Raw genomic sequence first — 14793 nt, 5'->3', positions numbered from 1 at the left:
CGTGGCCTGGCTGAAGGTGGTGCTGATCGTCTGCAAGAACGTGGCCTGGCTGAAGGCGGTGCTGATCGTCTGCAAGGCAACAACGTTTAATCCCGCGCTGCTGGCGGGAACCCCAAACCGGCCTGATCAGCCGGTTTTTTTGTGTTCGATCAATGCCTGGAAGCGATTGTTATCAAATTGGCCTGTGCATCCTCTCTGGCGATGTACAGAAAGCCCTTGCCCTCTTGCACCTTGGATAACACCTTCATCCCGACCCATCGTTCCAAGTCATTTCGGGCAGTGTTTTCCGAAATATCGTAGTCATGGGTAAGCTCTTTGGGCGTGAAAATCCGCCCCGGATGCTGGAGCACTTTCTTCAAGAAATGCCCCTGCCGGTAATTCAGCCCGCCCTTCAGTTGCAGTGTCTGCACCCAGGCCGTCAGCTCAACGGCCTCCTGCCGTTTGTTCTCGAAATGTTGCATGAACGCTTTGATTGCACGCTCAATCACCCGCAACTGATAGGTCACGAAATAGGTCAAGTCAAAGGCGTCGGTTTCCGTATGCACATAGGAACGCCCATATTGCATGGGTGCTTCCTTGAGCAGTGTGCTGATGGAAATGTATTCAAATGGCCAATAGCCGTGTTTGAGCATGAACCAATAAAACAGACAACGTGCAGTCCGCCCGTTTCCGTCCCGGAAGGGATGCTCATAGCCAATCATGAAATGCAGGATGATGGCCTTGACCACAGGATGGATGAAGGGCCTGCCGTCCTGGCCATCATGCAGATCATTGGCGAACAGGCAGAGGGCCTCAAGCCTGACGGGCAGCAGCGAGGCTGGAGGTGGCTGATGGATGATTTCATCCGTTGGGCCGCCCACAAAAATGTCGTCATCCTCACGGATATGGCCAGGATGGGCATCCTCCTCATCAACCCCGGCCGTCGCGATGCTCTGGAACTCGCAGATCAACGCAACAGACAGATTTTCGTCCTTGTTGTACTTGGCATGTTTCATCAGTTGATAGTTGTTGAGGATCATCCGCTCATCATCATTCTGAGGTGCGCGCTCCTTGGCCAACATGTCCTTGGCGATCTTGCGGGTCGTCGACGCCCCTTCCAATTGCGCGCTGGAAATGGCCTCTTCCATCATCAACGCGTCAACCAGGTACTTGGCGTTGTCTCGGTAGTGGGGAGAAGACGCCGCGGCGCCCCCCAGCCTGGAGGTCACCTGTTCGATAGCGTGAATCACCGCTTCGCAAAACTCGGTGGTGCACAGGAAAAACGGGCTGCCGCACGCACTGCGAAGCTCCAGAGACTTGCTGCCACAGGCCCGGGACAGCTTGATTGCCGCCCACGCTGCCTCCTTTTGTACCCCTGGCGAGGGATACCGACGAAACTCATCCCAATGCAGGTAGCGGCCTTTGTCATCGACCGCCTTGAAAGTGCGGGCGAGCTCAAATACCTGCATGCCGTACTGGTTCAACAGGACATTGAAATCGGTCGGCTTGTGGACTTTCGCCATGAATGAAACTCAATTTATGAAAATTGCGTTGATCGTTGCGCGAGCGCTTCGCAGTGTCAAGGCTCATGCCGTAAGGAACTCCGCCAACCCCGCCCCTACCGCCTCGAACACCACCGCCACCCGCGGCACCCGGCGCATGTCCTGGTGCATGGCCACCCACACATCCACGTCGAAACCCACCTGCTGCGGCAGCACTCGCATCAGGCCATACCGCTGGGCCAGTTGACTGGAACATACGCCAATGCCTAGGCCAGCACGCAAGGCCGCCAGTTGCGCCAGGTGGTCATCGGTACGAATCTGCGTGCGCTCACTGGTGCAGTCGAAACCCTGCTGCTGGAGCAATTCGATTTCTGCCAGGTTGCGGTCTGGCCCGATCAACGGGAAATCCTTCAATTGCACGATCGAGTCCGGCACTCCCTGCTCTGCCAGCAATTCGGGCGTGGCATAGAGCCCGACGTGCAAGTCACCGACTTTGCGGGTGACCACGCTGGACTCGGTGGGCCGCCGGATGCGCACCGCGACGTCGGCCTCTTGCAGGGCCAATGCCTGCAGGCGGTTGGACACGCTCAACTCCATGGCCAATTGCGGATGGCTGCGGCGCAGGGTGCGCAACAGTGGCGGTAGAACCTCAACGCCGAGTAACTGCCCGCTGGTGAGCCGCACTGTACCAGCGGCCACCGCGCTGTCCGCCGAGGCCGCGCGGTTGAAGGCATTGGCGGCAACGGCCATGGCTTCCACATGGCCGATCAGTTCGCGAGCCATGTCCGTGGGAAGCAAACCTTGGGGCGAGCGAATAAACAGGCTGACGCCCACACTCTGTTCCAGCGCCTCGATGCGCCGCCGCGCGGTAGCCTGGGCGATGCCGAGCAAGCGTGCCGCACCCGACAGGCTGCCGGTGCGCAACACAGCCAGGAAAGCGCGCTGGGTTTCCCATTGAAGTTGAGGGGCGTTCATACATTTCCTGTGAGCCGGTGGGCCATTTTGGCGAATGTTCTTTGGGTTGCCATTGGGGCAAGCTGGCGAGCATACCCGATGGGCCTTGCGCCCACGCTCACAGGAAAGGACTTGAAGTCGATGATATTCACTGGCCAATGCCGCTGCGCCGCTGTCACTTACCAAGTGGAACTGCCGGCGCTGCCCGCGATCTATGCCTGCCACTGCCGCCATTGCCAGACCTGGAGCGGCAGCGCATTCGCCCTGCACACGCTGCTACCGGCGGGAGCCTTGAGCGTCGAGGGGCCGCAGACCGAGTACGCTTACGACATGGACGGCCAGCACTCGACCCACCAGCTGTGCGCGCGGTGTCACACGCGTATCAGCAACACCACCAGCGCCGCGCCGGGCCTGCGGGTTTTGCGGGTCGGCACCTTGCACACCAGCCCTGAGCTGGCACCGGTCGCGCATATCTGGGTCAGCCGCAAACAGCCATGGCTGGTGTTGCCGGACGGCGTGCCATGCTGGCCCCAGAGCCCGACACCGGAAGCTTTCGCCCAGGAGCTGACGGCATGATCGCGACCTTAGCGCTGCGCGACTCGACGTAGATTGGCCACTGCGGGCCTTGCTGTTGATGTATCCACCTCTACCCCAAGCAGGCTCAGCAAGCGCGCGCGAATGTCCTGGAACCCATCCTGACCGGTGTCCCGTGCGCGGGGAAGATCAATCGTCAGTTGCTCGGCCACCTTGCCATCCGCCAGCACGATCACCCGATCGGCCAACAGAATCGCCTCGTCCACATCATGGGTCACCAACAACACCGCCGGGGTATGCTTGCGCCATAGCTCGATGATCAGGCGGTGCATCTTGATGCGGGTCAGGGCGTCGAGGGCGGCGAACGGTTCATCCAACAGCAGTAACTTCGGCTCGCGCACCAAACTTCGGGCCAGGGCCACGCGCTGGGCTTCGCCGCCGGACAGGGTGGCCGGGTAGGCCTCCAGGCGATGGGCCAGGCCGACCTCGGTCAAGGCTTGCACGGCACGGGCCTTGGCGTCGGGAATGCGCAAGCCGAGCACCACGTTTTTCCAGGCGCGCTTCCAGGGCATCAGGCGCGGCTCCTGAAACACCGCCGCTCGCGCCTTGGGCACACGCAGTTGGCCGCTGTCGATACTGTCGAGGCCGGCCAGGCTGCGCAGCAACGTGGTCTTGCCGGAACCGCTGGCGCCGAGCAAGGCCACGAATTCGCCGGGGGCGATGTCCAGGTCCAGGCCATCGATGACCCGCTGCTGGCCGAACTGGCGAACCACGTTGCGCAGTTGTACGGGAGCTTCTAGCGTCGACATGTCAGTTCCTCACAAAGGATGGCCGCCAGGCCAGGGCGAAGCGTTCGAGGGTGCGGATCAGGCCGTCGATCAACAGGCCGAGCACGCTGTAGATCAACAGGCAGATGACGATGACGTCGGTGCGCATGAAGTCGCGCGCGTCACTGGCGAGGAAGCCGATACCGGCAGTGGTGTTGATCTGTTCGACAAACACCAGGGCCAGCCAGGAAATGCCCAGGGCGTAGCGCAGGCCGACAAAGAAAGACGGCAGCGAGCCTGGAAGAATGACATGCCAGATCAGCTCACGCCGGTTGAGGCCCAGCGTGTTGGCGGCCTCGATCAATTTGGGATCGATATTACGGATACCGGCGAACAGGTTGAGGTAAACCGGGAAGGTCGTGCCCGTCACGATCAGCGCGATCTTGGTGAACTCGCCGATGCCGAACCACAGGATAAACAGCGGCACCAGAGCCAGGGACGGGATGGTGCGCAGCATCTGCATTGGCGAATCGAGGACCACCTCGCCGCGCTTGGACAGGCCGCAAATCAGCGCCGCGACCACACCTATGCTCACGCCGATACTCAAACCAAACAACGCTCGCTGCAACGACACCAGCAGGTGCTTGCCCAGCTCGCCGGAGGCGATCATCGCCCATAACGTCCCGCCAATCTGCGAGGGCGCCGCGATGACCCGTGCAGGAATCCAGCCCACTTGCGACGCCAGCTCCCACAGCAGCAACAACACAATAGGACTGATCAGCCGTAGCAAGGCATCGGGAGGGCGCCAAGTGCGCACCACTTTCGCTGCGCTCTCGCGTTTGTTGATGGTGATCGTCTCGCTCATCAGGCTTTCATTCCCTAAAAGTCACGGCCAGGCGCGCCGTTGCAGGGTCATGCTAATCGCATAAAAAACCGTCGTGAAAGTCTTTGTAGGAATAACCTAATGCGCACAAAATGCAAATTACTGATACAAAAGCCAAATCATGATTCTACATTTTAATAATTAGGTTAGAACCAATCGGCATTTTACAGGCCTTGCCCCTGCCCCTACTTTGGACGCGAATAACCGACCCCCTGCCCGGTGGAGGTGCCAATCACACCCAAGACAAGGACAGACCATGAGCATCGAATTCATCGGCTACATCGGCGGCCATCACGCTTCCGAGATCCACCCGCGCAGCGGCCCGACCCTGCAACCCGACTATGTCGAGACCGTGGCCCGCGCCCACGAAGAGGCCGGGTTCGACCGCGCACTGGTGGCCTTCCACTCCAACAGCCCGGACAGCACGCTGATCGCCTCCCACGCCGCCAGCGTGACCCAAAAACTCCAATTCCTCATCGCGCACCGCCCAGGTTTCGCCCAGCCCACCTTGGCGGCACGCCAGTTCGCCACCCTGGACGTGTTCAACGGTGGACGCACGGCGGTGCATATCATCACCGGCGGCGATGATCGCGAATTGCGCGCCGACGGCAGCCACATCGGTAAAGACGAACGCTACGCCCGTACCGACGAATACCTGAGCGTGGTGCGCCAGGAATGGACCCGCGAACAGCCCTTCGATTTTTCGGGCACCTACTATCAGGTCGAAGGCGCGCATTCCACGGTGAAGTCGCCGCAACAACCGCACATCCCGCTGTATTTTGGTGGTTCGTCCAAAGCCGCAATCGAAGTAGCGGGCAAGCACGCCGATGTGTACGCGCTGTGGGGCGAAACTTACGAACAAGTGCGTGAGATCGTGACCCAGGTGCGGGCCGAAGCGGCCAAGCATGGGCGTACGATTCGTTTCAGTTTGTCGTTGCGGCCGATCCTTGCCGAGACCGAAGAACTGGCGTGGGCACGGGCCGAGTGCATCTTGCAGCAGGCCACCGAGTTGGCCGAAAAAAATGGCTTTGTGCGGCGTGAACCGCCGAATGAAGGCTCGCGCCGGCTGCTCGCGGCAGCCGCGCAGGGATCTCGGCTGGATAAACGTTTGTGGACGGGGATTGCGGGGTTGCTCGGTGCACAGGGCAACTCCACCTCGCTGGTAGGCACCGCTGAGCAAGTCGCGGAGGCGTTGGTGGATTACTACGATCTGGGGATCACCACGTTCCTGATCCGTGGGTTTGATCCGTTGAATGATGCCATTGACTATGGCAAACGCCTGATTCCTCTCACCCGCCAGTTGATCGCTGAACGCGAGCAGGCCCAGCAAGTGGCTTGATCCCCAGGGGAGTTGGTGAGCCAACTCCCCCACTGAAGATTCAGTTCTTGTAGTCGGTATCACTGCGCTCCAACTGCCGGATCAACGCATTCCAATGCCGCGCCACACCCGGCCCATCACCACTGGCAAACACCTTGGCCTGCTGCTCAACCTTCTCCACCACCTCCCTCGGCGGGAAAATCAATTCCGCATTCCCCGCCGCCTGCGCCGCGACCTGGATATTGCACGCCCGCTCCAACTGCTGAAGCTGCTGGAACGCATGTTCAACACTGACGCCCGCCGTCAACAACCCATGGTTACGCAGGATCATCACGCTCTTGTCACCCAAATCCGCGACCAGCCGCTCACGCTCGTCAAGGTCGAGGGCAACGCCTTCATACCCGTGGTACGCCACGCGCCCGGAGAAACCGATGGAATGCTGGGAGATCGGCAGCAGGCCGTCTTTTTGCGCCGACACCGCAATACCGTCGCGGGTGTGGGTGTGCAGCACCGCTTGCAGGTCGTGGCGTGCGCCGTGAATGGCGCTGTGGATCACATAGCCGGCATAGTTGATGCCCAGGCCGGTAGGGTCGTCGACGATGGTGCCGTCAAGGTCGACCTTGACCAGGTTGGACGCGCTGATTTCATCGAACAACAAGCCAAAGGCGTTGATCAGGAAATGCTCGTCCGGGCCCGGTACGCGGGCGGAGAAGTGGGTGTAGATATGGTCGGTCCACTTGTACAAGGCCGCCAGGCGATAAGCGGCGGCCAGTTTGACGCGCACTTCCCATTCTTCCGGAGTGACGCGCTGGCGAACATTGGTGGAAACGCTGGAAATCGAGGTGACGCTGCTCATGGCAAAACTTCCTGGATGGCCTTAAGGACTTCCAGGCAAGCCTAGGGGATGCAAAAAAATAATAAAAAGCACATTTTAATCTAAGCTAATTATTATTTTTTTTCATATCAGGCTGCATCCTTGATCTTGTGCAACGAGGCCGCGACCCACTTGCCAAACGCATCCACCGGCCCCTGCAGGTTACCGAGGAAGTGCGGATAGATCAGCCACAGGTCCATCACCGGCTTGAAGTCCTTGAGCGGCATCACCGCCAGTTGCTCACGGTGTGCGCTGCGTTCCAGCAACGGACGTGGCACCAGGCCAAGGCCGAGGCCGTCCGCCACCAAGCCCAATTGCAGCTCAGTACCAAAAGTCTCCAAGTTCACCCGCAATGCCAGGCCCTGATCGGACAGGGTCCGCTGCAACCCCGCGCGGAAACCGCAGCCGTCCGGGTTGAGAATCCAGCCATTCTGGTACACATCCGCCAGTTTGCAGGGCTTCTTCGGTAGTTGGGCCTTGGCGCAGACCACCACCAGTTCCATCTTGCCGATGGACTCGCCGATGATATTGTCCGGGAAGATCTTGCCCGCCGGGAACAACGCCGCCGCCGCATCCAACTCGCCGCGCTCGATCTTGCCGACCAACTGGCTGCCCCAGCCCGTGGCGACCTGGGCACGCAGGTCCGGGTATTCGGTACGCAGGTGCTTGAGCGCATCCAGCAGCACCACATCACCGATGGTCTGCGGCACACCCAGGCGCAGCACGCCGGTGGGCGGTGCGTCGGTGGCCACCAGTTCACGCAGCGCATCCATCTCGCGCAGGATCAGCCGGCACTGCTCGTAGACGCGGGTGCCGATCAGCGTAGGCTTGAGGGGCTTGGTGTTGCGATCGAACAGCTCCACGCCCAGCGCCTGCTCGAAGTTCTGCACGCGGCGGGTGATGGCCGGCTGGGTCAGTTGCAACGACTCGGCGGCATGGCTGATGGACTGGCAACGAATCACTTCGACAAAGGCATCGATATCGTCAATTTTCATTTGGGCCGCACATAGAGAACAGTCATTAAGATGTGTGCGAAGCATAGTTGCAGGAACGCTGTCTGGATAGCCCGCGCTGTGATCGATAACGTCTAACGCTATTCAGACCGGTTCTAAATTACCTTCAGCTATAAGCTAATCATTAAAAAATAGCATATTAACTATAAACATTATGCTTAGATAATCCCATCACCACCGACCATGGAATTGTCATGACCCAGGCCAAGCACCCCGAAAGACTCAGAGCCTTCATCGGCGCCCTGGCGGAATTGATCGACGGCAATCCACGCGAAGGCGACCTGTTGCACCGTGGCGGCAAGCTACTGGCGCAACTGGTCAGCCATGACGACTGGCTGCCCGATGCGTTCGCCCAGCCCGATCCCGAGCGCTATCAGCAATTTCTGCTGCATGCCGACTCGCGTCAGCGCTTCAGCATCGTCAGTTTTGTGTGGGGGCCGGGGCAAAGCACACCGATCCATGACCACCGGGTGTGGGGCCTGATCGGCATGCTGCGCGGTGCGGAATTTTCCCAAGGCTTCGAGCGCGCGCCGGATGGCCGCCTGGTGGCTGAAGGCAAACCGATCCAGTTGGTGCCGGGCCAGGTTGAAGCCGTGTCGCCCAAGGTCGGCGACATCCACCAGGTGAGCAATGCCCACAGCGACCAGGTGTCCATCAGCATCCATGTGTACGGCGCCAACATCGGTGCGGTGCGCCGGGCGGTGTACCAACCCGACGGCAGCGAGAAACTGTTTATCTCCGGTTATTCCAACGCCTTCCTCCCGAATATCTGGGATTTGTCCAAAGAAAAGAGCCCTGCCCTATGACGACTGTATCCACCCGCAGCTTTGCCCAGCTTCGCCAGGCCCTGTTGGACCATCAAGAAGTGGCCCTGATCGACGTGCGCGAAGAGGCGCCGTTTGCCGAATCCCACCCGCTGTTCGCCGCGAACATACCGCTGTCCAAACTGGAGCTGGAGGTGTATTCGCGCATTCCACGGCGTGATACGCAGGTCACCGTCTACGACAACGGCGAAGGCCTGGCGGCCCGTGCTGCCGAGCGCCTGGTCGCCTTGGGCTACACCCAGGTCAGCCTGCTTGAAGGCGGGCTGGACGGTTGGCGCAAGGCCGGTGGCGAGCTGTTCATCGACGTGAACGTGCCGAGCAAGGCGTTTGGTGAATTGGTAGAAAGCGAGCGGCACACACCGTCGCTGGCCGCCGAAGAAGTACAGGCCCTGCTCGACAGCCAGGCCGATGTGGTGGTGCTCGATGCGCGGCGTTTCGACGAATACCAGACCATGAGCATCCCCACCGGCATCAGCGTGCCTGGTGCCGAGCTGGTGTTGCGCGCCCGCGAGCTGGCGCCGGACCCGGCCACGCGCATTATCGTCAACTGCGCCGGACGCACCCGCAGCATTATCGGCACCCAGTCGCTGATCAATGCCGGCGTGGCCAACCCGGTGTCAGCGCTGCGCAACGGCACCATCGGCTGGACCCTGGCCGGGCAAAAACTCGCCCATGGCCAGTCGCGGCGTTTTGCACCGACCTCGGAAGAACATCGCCAGGTCGCCGCCGCCGATGCGCGCCGCGTTGCCGACAAAGCCCGCGTGGGTCGTGCGACCCTGGCCGATCTGCAGGCCTGGCAGCAGGAAGCAACGCGTACTACTTACCTGTTCGACGTACGCACGCCGGAAGAATTTGAAGCCGGTCATCTGCCAGGCGCGCGCTCCACGCCCGGCGGCCAGTTGGTGCAGGAAACCGACCACGTCGCCAGTGTGCGTGGCGCACGCCTGGTACTCGCGGATGACGACGGTGTGCGCGCCAACATGTCCGCCTCCTGGCTGGCGCAACTGGGTTGGGAAGTGTACGTACTGGATAACCTGCAACCGGCGCACTTCAGCGACAAAGGCGCCTGGGTCGCGCCGGTTCCGGCACCCGCGCAAGCCGAACTGATCAGCCCGCACACCCTCAGCGACTGGCTCGGCCATGGCGACACCGTGGTGCTGGACTTCACCGCCAGCGCCAACTACGTCAAGCGCCACATCCCCGGTGCCTGGTGGGCCCTGCGCGCGCAACTGCCCCAGGCCCTGGCCAAGGTGCCCGCCGCGCAACGCTACGTACTGACCTGCGGCAGCAGCCAGTTGGCGCGCCTGGCGGTGGCCGAAGTCGAAGCCCTCACCGGCAAGCAGGTGTTCCTGTTGCAGGACGGCACCGCTAGCTGGATCAACGCGCAACTGCCGTTGGAAGAAGGTGAAACTCACTTGGCCTCACCGCGCATCGACCGCTACCGCCGCCCGTACGAAGGCACCGACAACCCCAAGGAAGCCATGCAGGCCTATCTGGATTGGGAATTCGGCCTGGTCGACCAACTGGCCCGCGACGGCACCCATGGTTTCTACGTGATCTGACTCACCCAACCTGCCTGCCCCCACACCGGGTGCAGGCCCGACATCCGACCCCTCTCCAGGCGGAGGCTGAACCCCTGTGGCGAGGGAGCTTGCTCCCGTTGGGTCGTGAAGCGACCCCAGGCAACCGCTCGCGCTCTTTCTGACGGAACGCAGTGACTTGCAAAGGTCTGCTTCGCAGCCCAACGGGAGCAAGCTCCCTCGCCACAATGACCGCCAGGAATCCCCCATGCCTCCATCGCGCTTTCACTATTGCGCAGCAGCGCTGAGCCTGCTCGCCATCAACTTCCCGGCCCAAGCCGAAGACCCCGACAAAACCCTCGGCACCGTCGTCGTCACCGGCAACCGTGGCAACCAGGCCCGCACCCTCGCCGACAGCCCCTCGCCCATCGACGTGATCAGCGCCGAGCAGCTGCAAGCCAGTGGCAAGGTCGGCCTCAAGGAACTGCTGGCGCGTCTGTTGCCGTCCTTCAACCTGCCGGCGATCAACGGCGGCGGCACCTCATGGTCGGTCCGCGGCGTGACCATGCGCGGCCTGTCCGGTGACCAGGTGCTGGTGCTGGTCAACGGCAAGCGCCGCCACAACACCGCGCTGATCAATAACCTGGCGCGCATCGGTACGGCGGCGGTGCCGGTCAACCTGGACCTGATCCCGGTGTCGGCCATCGACCATATCGAAGTACTGCGCGACGGCGCCTCCGCCCAGTACGGCTCGGATGCAATCGCCGGGGTGATCAATATCATCCTCAAGGAAAACGACAGCGGTGGCAGCGCTGAAACCTCGTTCGGCCGCTACGGTGCGGGCGATGGCGACACCGTGCACCAGACCGTCAACTACGGCCTGGCGCTGCCCAACGACGGCTTCGCCAACCTGGCGCTGGACGTCAAGGAACAGGAACCCTTCGACCGTACCGGCAGCGCCACCGGGCGCCTGTACGGCACCGCCGCCGCACCCGACAGCCGCGACCAGACCGTCAACCGCCACGGCTGGAACCCCAGCTATGGCCTGGGCCGCGAGAAGGTCACCAACGCCAGCTACAACCTGGAACTGCCGCTGCAGGACGACCTCAAGTTCTACTCGTTCTCCACCGCCAGCTACCTGGAAACCACCAAGGTCACCGGCAACTACCGCCCCAACGAGATCACCTCCCTCGCCGGCGACCCGAACACGCCCTACCCCGACGGCATCCACGCGCAACGGCGCAACCGCACCAAGGACTTCCAGGTGGCTGGCGGCTTCAAGGGCTTGGTCGGCGGTTGGGATTACGACATCAGCTCGACCTGGGGCGAAGACGACTCCACGCTCAATGCCAACAACACGCTGAACCCGTCCTGGGGCCCCACCAGCCCGACCTCGTTCAACCTGGCCTCGCAGATCTTCGACCAGTGGACCAACAACCTGGACCTCAGCCGCCGCTTTGATATCGGCCTTGCCCACCCGCTGCAAACCGCGTTCGGCTTTGAGTACCGCTGGGAGAAGTACCAGATCGAAGCCGGTGACTATGCGTCCTATACGCCCGGCAACTACGTTCTGCCGAGCGGCCCGTTCGCCGGGCAGACGCCACTGCCGGGGCTGGCCTCGTACAACGGCACCAGCACAGCGGATGCCGGGGAGATCAGCCGCAGCAACGTCGCCAGCTATGTCGACCTGGGCCTGGACGTGACCGACCGCTGGTACGTCGGCGCCGCTGCGCGTTACGAGCGCTACACCCAGGACATCGGCAGCACCTGGAGCGGCAAGTTGTCGACACGCTTCAAGCTCACCCCTGAGTTTGCCCTGCGCGGCACGATCAACAACGGCTTTCGTGCGCCCTCGCTGGCGCAGACGATTTACGCGTCATCCACCTTTACCTCCGGCGGCGTGGTCAACGGCCAGCAGGTCTCGGTGCCGGTCAAGGTGTTGCCGGTGGACACGCCTGAAGCCCAGGCGTTGGGCGCCGAGAAACTCAAGCCGGAGAAGTCGCTGAACTACAGCTTCGGCTTCACCTACGAGCCCACGCAGAACTACCGGTTGACCACCGACCTGTACCAGATCGGCATCCGCGACCGCATCGTGTCCACCAGCCTGCTGGGCGGGCCGGCGGTGTCCCAGGTGCTGGTCGCCAACGGCCTGTCGCCCGGGTTGTACGCGCAGTACTACACCAACGCGGTGGACACCCGCACCCGTGGCGTCGACATCATCAACGAATACCGCCAGCAACTGGACCAGTACGGCCAAGTGCGCTGGAGCCTGGCGTACAACTGGAACCAGACCAAGATCGAAAAACTCCAGGACACCCCGCCCGCGCTGGCCGGCCTGGGCGCCAACTACCAGATTTTCGACCGCCGCCTGCAAAAGGACCTGACCGTCGCCACACCGCAATCCAAATTGATCCTGGCAGCCAACTGGAAAGTCACCGCCTACACCCTCAACCTGGCCCTGACCCGCTTCGGCAGCTACACCGAAGGCGACAACAACCCGATCAACGACCGCACGTTCAGCGCCAAGTGGATCAGCGATATCGACGCCGCCTACGACATCAACAAGCACTTCACCATCGCCGTGGGCGCCAACAACCTGTTCAACGTCTACCCCGACAAAAAAGGCATCAAGGACTGGGCTGGTGGTTACGAATACGGGCAGTTCTCGCCCTTCGGCTTTGGCGGCGCGTATTACTACACGCGCCTGGCATACAACTTCTGAGGCCTGGGCGATGACTGAATTGAACTGTGACGTATTGATTGTCGGCGGTGGATTGGCCGGCACCTGGGCCGCCATCGCCGCTGCACGCGAAGGCGTGAGCGTGATCCTGGTAGACAAAGGTTACTGCGGCACCAGCGGCGTCACCGCCACCGCTGGGCCTGGCCATTGGTGGGTGCCGCCCGGCGCCCGCGAAGCCGCCATCGACAAACGCCTGGGCACCGCCTACGGCCTGGCGGATGCACGCTGGATGGCCCGCGCCATCGAGACCACCTGGACCAGCCTGCCAGGCTTGAGCGACTACTACGCCTTCCCGCAAAACGAACAGGGCCAGACCCAATACCGTGGCCTGCGTGGCCCGGAATACCTGCGCGGCCTACGCCGTCGGGTGCTGGACAGCGGCGTGAAGATTCTCGATCACCACCCCGCCCTGGAACTGCTGCGCGACGACCACGGCAGCGTCGTCGGCGCCCGTGGCTGGCGACGCCAGGCCGGCGGCGACTGGTTGATCCGCGCCGGCGCCGTGGTACTCGCCACCGGAGGGTGTGCGTTCCTCTCCCGCTTGCTGGGCAGCCACACCAACACCGGCGACGGTTACCTGATGGCGGCCGAAGCCGGCGCCGAACTGTCGGGCATGGAGTTCTCCAACTACTACTGCATCGCGGCGGCCGGCAGCAGCATGACCCGTTCGATGGTGTACAGCTTTGGTGAGTACTTCGATGCGGCGGATCGCCCCTTGGGCATCAATGGCGGTCCGAGTTTTACCGAGGACCTGGCCAAGGCACTGCTCAATGGCCCGGTGTATTGCCGCTTGAATAGAGTGCCTGCGGACATCCGTGCGCAACTGCCGAGTATCCAGCCGAACCTGATGCTGCCGTTTGACCGACGCGGGGTTGATCCTTACCGCGAGCGATTTGCCGTGACCCTCCACCCTGAGGGCACCATCCGTGGCGTCGGCGGGCTGAGGCTGATGGATGATGATTGCCAGACCAGCGTGCCCGGCGTTTTCGCCGCCGGTGATGCCGCCAGCCGTGAACCGATTGCCGGCGCCACCTCCGGCGGTGGTGCGCAGAACTCGGCGTGGGCCTTGTCGACCGGGCAATGGGCGGGCCGTGGAGCCGCGCGACTGGCACGGCAGAAGGCCGCGTATCACGGCGCGCTACGCGGGTTCGAAGGTGCCTCGGGGGGCAGCGCAAAGTTGGTCCAACGTATCCAGGCCGAAGTGCATCCATTGGACAAGAACCTGTTTCGCAACGGCCATCAACTGGAGCGTTCGTTGCGTGAACTCGACAACGTCTGGGACCAGTTGCAATCCACGCCCCTCACCGGCAACCCCCTGCGCGCCCGCGAAACCGCCGCCATGGCTGCCACTGCGCGCTGGTGCTACACCGCCGCCGCGCTGCGCAAGGAGAGTCGTGGCATGCATCAGCGTAGCGATACGCCTGGGCAGCGCTCGCAGTACGACGCGCATCTGCGGCTGTCGGGCGTGGACCAGATACAGGCGCGCTTTGACTCAATCCATCTAGGCCAACCCCAATGATCGAACTGATCTACTCCGACCTGTGCAACGGCTGCGGCCAATGCGTCGCGGTGTGCCCCACCAATGTGCTGGCCGCCGACACAGCCGGCAAACCGCTGATTGCCGACCAACACGCCTGCCAGACCTGCTTCATGTGCGAGCTGTATTGCAGCAGCGACGCGCTGTACGTCGACCCGGACGTCGAACACCTGCGTCATCCTGACCCCGTGGCAGTGCGTGAAGCCGGCTTGCTCGGCCAATACCGCCGCGACTCCGGGTGGGACGAATGGGCCGATGATCCTGCCCATCGCAACGAGCACTGGCGCATGGATGGCATCTTCGCGCTCGCCCGCACCCCATCAACAAATGCAATTAGTGAATAATCAA

13 protein-coding genes are annotated in these 14793 nt (G+C 62.2%); 7 read left to right on the top strand and 6 right to left on the bottom strand.

Going from position 1 to position 14793, the window contains the following annotated elements:
• Nucleotides 1-149 precede the first annotated feature (149 nt).
• Both HX812_RS14255 and HX812_RS14250 read right to left on the bottom strand, forming a co-directional pair.
• Nucleotides 150-1502: a Fic family protein gene (locus HX812_RS14255; RefSeq protein ID WP_050572426.1), complete on the bottom strand. Its 1353-nt coding sequence runs from the start codon at nucleotides 1500-1502 to the stop codon at nucleotides 150-152.
• Between the two features lie 63 nt (nucleotides 1503-1565).
• Nucleotides 1566-2456, bottom strand: coding sequence for a LysR family transcriptional regulator (locus tag HX812_RS14250; protein ID WP_038846154.1), 891 nt, complete (start codon nucleotides 2454-2456; stop codon nucleotides 1566-1568).
• 120 nt (nucleotides 2457-2576) lie between these two features.
• On the opposite strand from HX812_RS14250, the gene HX812_RS14245 reads away from it, so the two are divergent.
• Nucleotides 2577-3011 (top strand): GFA family protein, encoded by a 435-nt coding sequence (locus HX812_RS14245; RefSeq protein WP_038846153.1) that lies wholly within the window; start codon nucleotides 2577-2579, stop codon nucleotides 3009-3011.
• Nucleotides 3012-3019: 8 nt separating this feature from the next.
• Here the strand turns inward: HX812_RS14245 and HX812_RS14240 are convergent, their stop codons facing one another.
• Both HX812_RS14240 and HX812_RS14235 read right to left on the bottom strand, forming a co-directional pair.
• Nucleotides 3020-3778: an ABC transporter ATP-binding protein gene (locus tag HX812_RS14240; RefSeq protein ID WP_038846151.1), complete on the bottom strand. Its 759-nt coding sequence runs from the start codon at nucleotides 3776-3778 to the stop codon at nucleotides 3020-3022.
• A gap of 1 nt (nucleotide 3779) precedes the next feature.
• Nucleotides 3780-4601 (bottom strand): ABC transporter permease, encoded by an 822-nt coding sequence (locus HX812_RS14235; RefSeq protein WP_038846147.1) that lies wholly within the window; start codon nucleotides 4599-4601, stop codon nucleotides 3780-3782.
• A gap of 274 nt (nucleotides 4602-4875) precedes the next feature.
• On the opposite strand from HX812_RS14235, the gene HX812_RS14230 reads away from it, so the two are divergent.
• On the top strand, nucleotides 4876-5958 hold the full coding sequence (locus HX812_RS14230) for an LLM class flavin-dependent oxidoreductase (protein ID WP_038846145.1): 1083 nt from the start codon (nucleotides 4876-4878) through the stop codon (nucleotides 5956-5958).
• Nucleotides 5959-5998: 40 nt separating this feature from the next.
• Here HX812_RS14230 and HX812_RS14225 read toward each other — a convergent pair whose 3' ends face one another.
• Together HX812_RS14225 and HX812_RS14220 are read right to left on the bottom strand one after the other, a co-directional pair.
• Nucleotides 5999-6793 carry a class II aldolase/adducin family protein gene (locus HX812_RS14225; RefSeq protein WP_038846144.1) on the bottom strand — a complete coding sequence of 265 codons (795 nt, stop codon included), beginning with the start codon at nucleotides 6791-6793 and terminating at the stop codon, nucleotides 5999-6001.
• Between the two features lie 107 nt (nucleotides 6794-6900).
• Nucleotides 6901-7806 (bottom strand): LysR family transcriptional regulator, encoded by a 906-nt coding sequence (locus tag HX812_RS14220; protein WP_016980074.1) that lies wholly within the window; start codon nucleotides 7804-7806, stop codon nucleotides 6901-6903.
• Between the two features lie 212 nt (nucleotides 7807-8018).
• Here HX812_RS14220 and HX812_RS14215 point away from each other — a divergent pair, with 212 nt between their 5' ends.
• From HX812_RS14215 to HX812_RS14195, 5 genes are all read left to right on the top strand, one after another.
• Complete coding sequence (locus HX812_RS14215) at nucleotides 8019-8630, top strand: cysteine dioxygenase (RefSeq protein ID WP_033897171.1); 612 nt, start codon at nucleotides 8019-8021, stop codon at nucleotides 8628-8630.
• Entirely contained in the window at nucleotides 8627-10210 is a 1584-nt protein-coding gene (locus HX812_RS14210) for a rhodanese-related sulfurtransferase (protein ID WP_038846141.1), read from the top strand. The genes HX812_RS14215 and HX812_RS14210 overlap by 4 nt, the downstream gene beginning before the upstream one ends.
• 226 nt (nucleotides 10211-10436) lie before the next feature.
• Entirely contained in the window at nucleotides 10437-12890 is a 2454-nt protein-coding gene (locus HX812_RS14205) for a TonB-dependent siderophore receptor (protein ID WP_038846139.1), read from the top strand.
• A gap of 10 nt (nucleotides 12891-12900) precedes the next feature.
• On the top strand, nucleotides 12901-14427 hold the full coding sequence (locus HX812_RS14200; RefSeq protein WP_038846136.1) for an FAD-dependent oxidoreductase: 1527 nt from the start codon (nucleotides 12901-12903) through the stop codon (nucleotides 14425-14427).
• On the top strand, nucleotides 14424-14789 hold the full coding sequence (locus tag HX812_RS14195) for a ferredoxin family protein (protein WP_033897166.1): 366 nt from the start codon (nucleotides 14424-14426) through the stop codon (nucleotides 14787-14789). The genes HX812_RS14200 and HX812_RS14195 overlap by 4 nt, the downstream gene beginning before the upstream one ends.
• The last annotated feature ends 4 nt before the right edge of the window (nucleotides 14790-14793 follow it).

The sequence above is a fragment of the Pseudomonas sp. IPO3749 genome (genome assembly GCF_013386605.1).
GTDB lineage: Bacteria > Pseudomonadota > Gammaproteobacteria > Pseudomonadales > Pseudomonadaceae > Aquipseudomonas > Aquipseudomonas azotoformans_A.
Note: the sequence above shows the minus strand (reverse complement) of the source record. Positions and strands in the feature narration are given on the sequence as shown.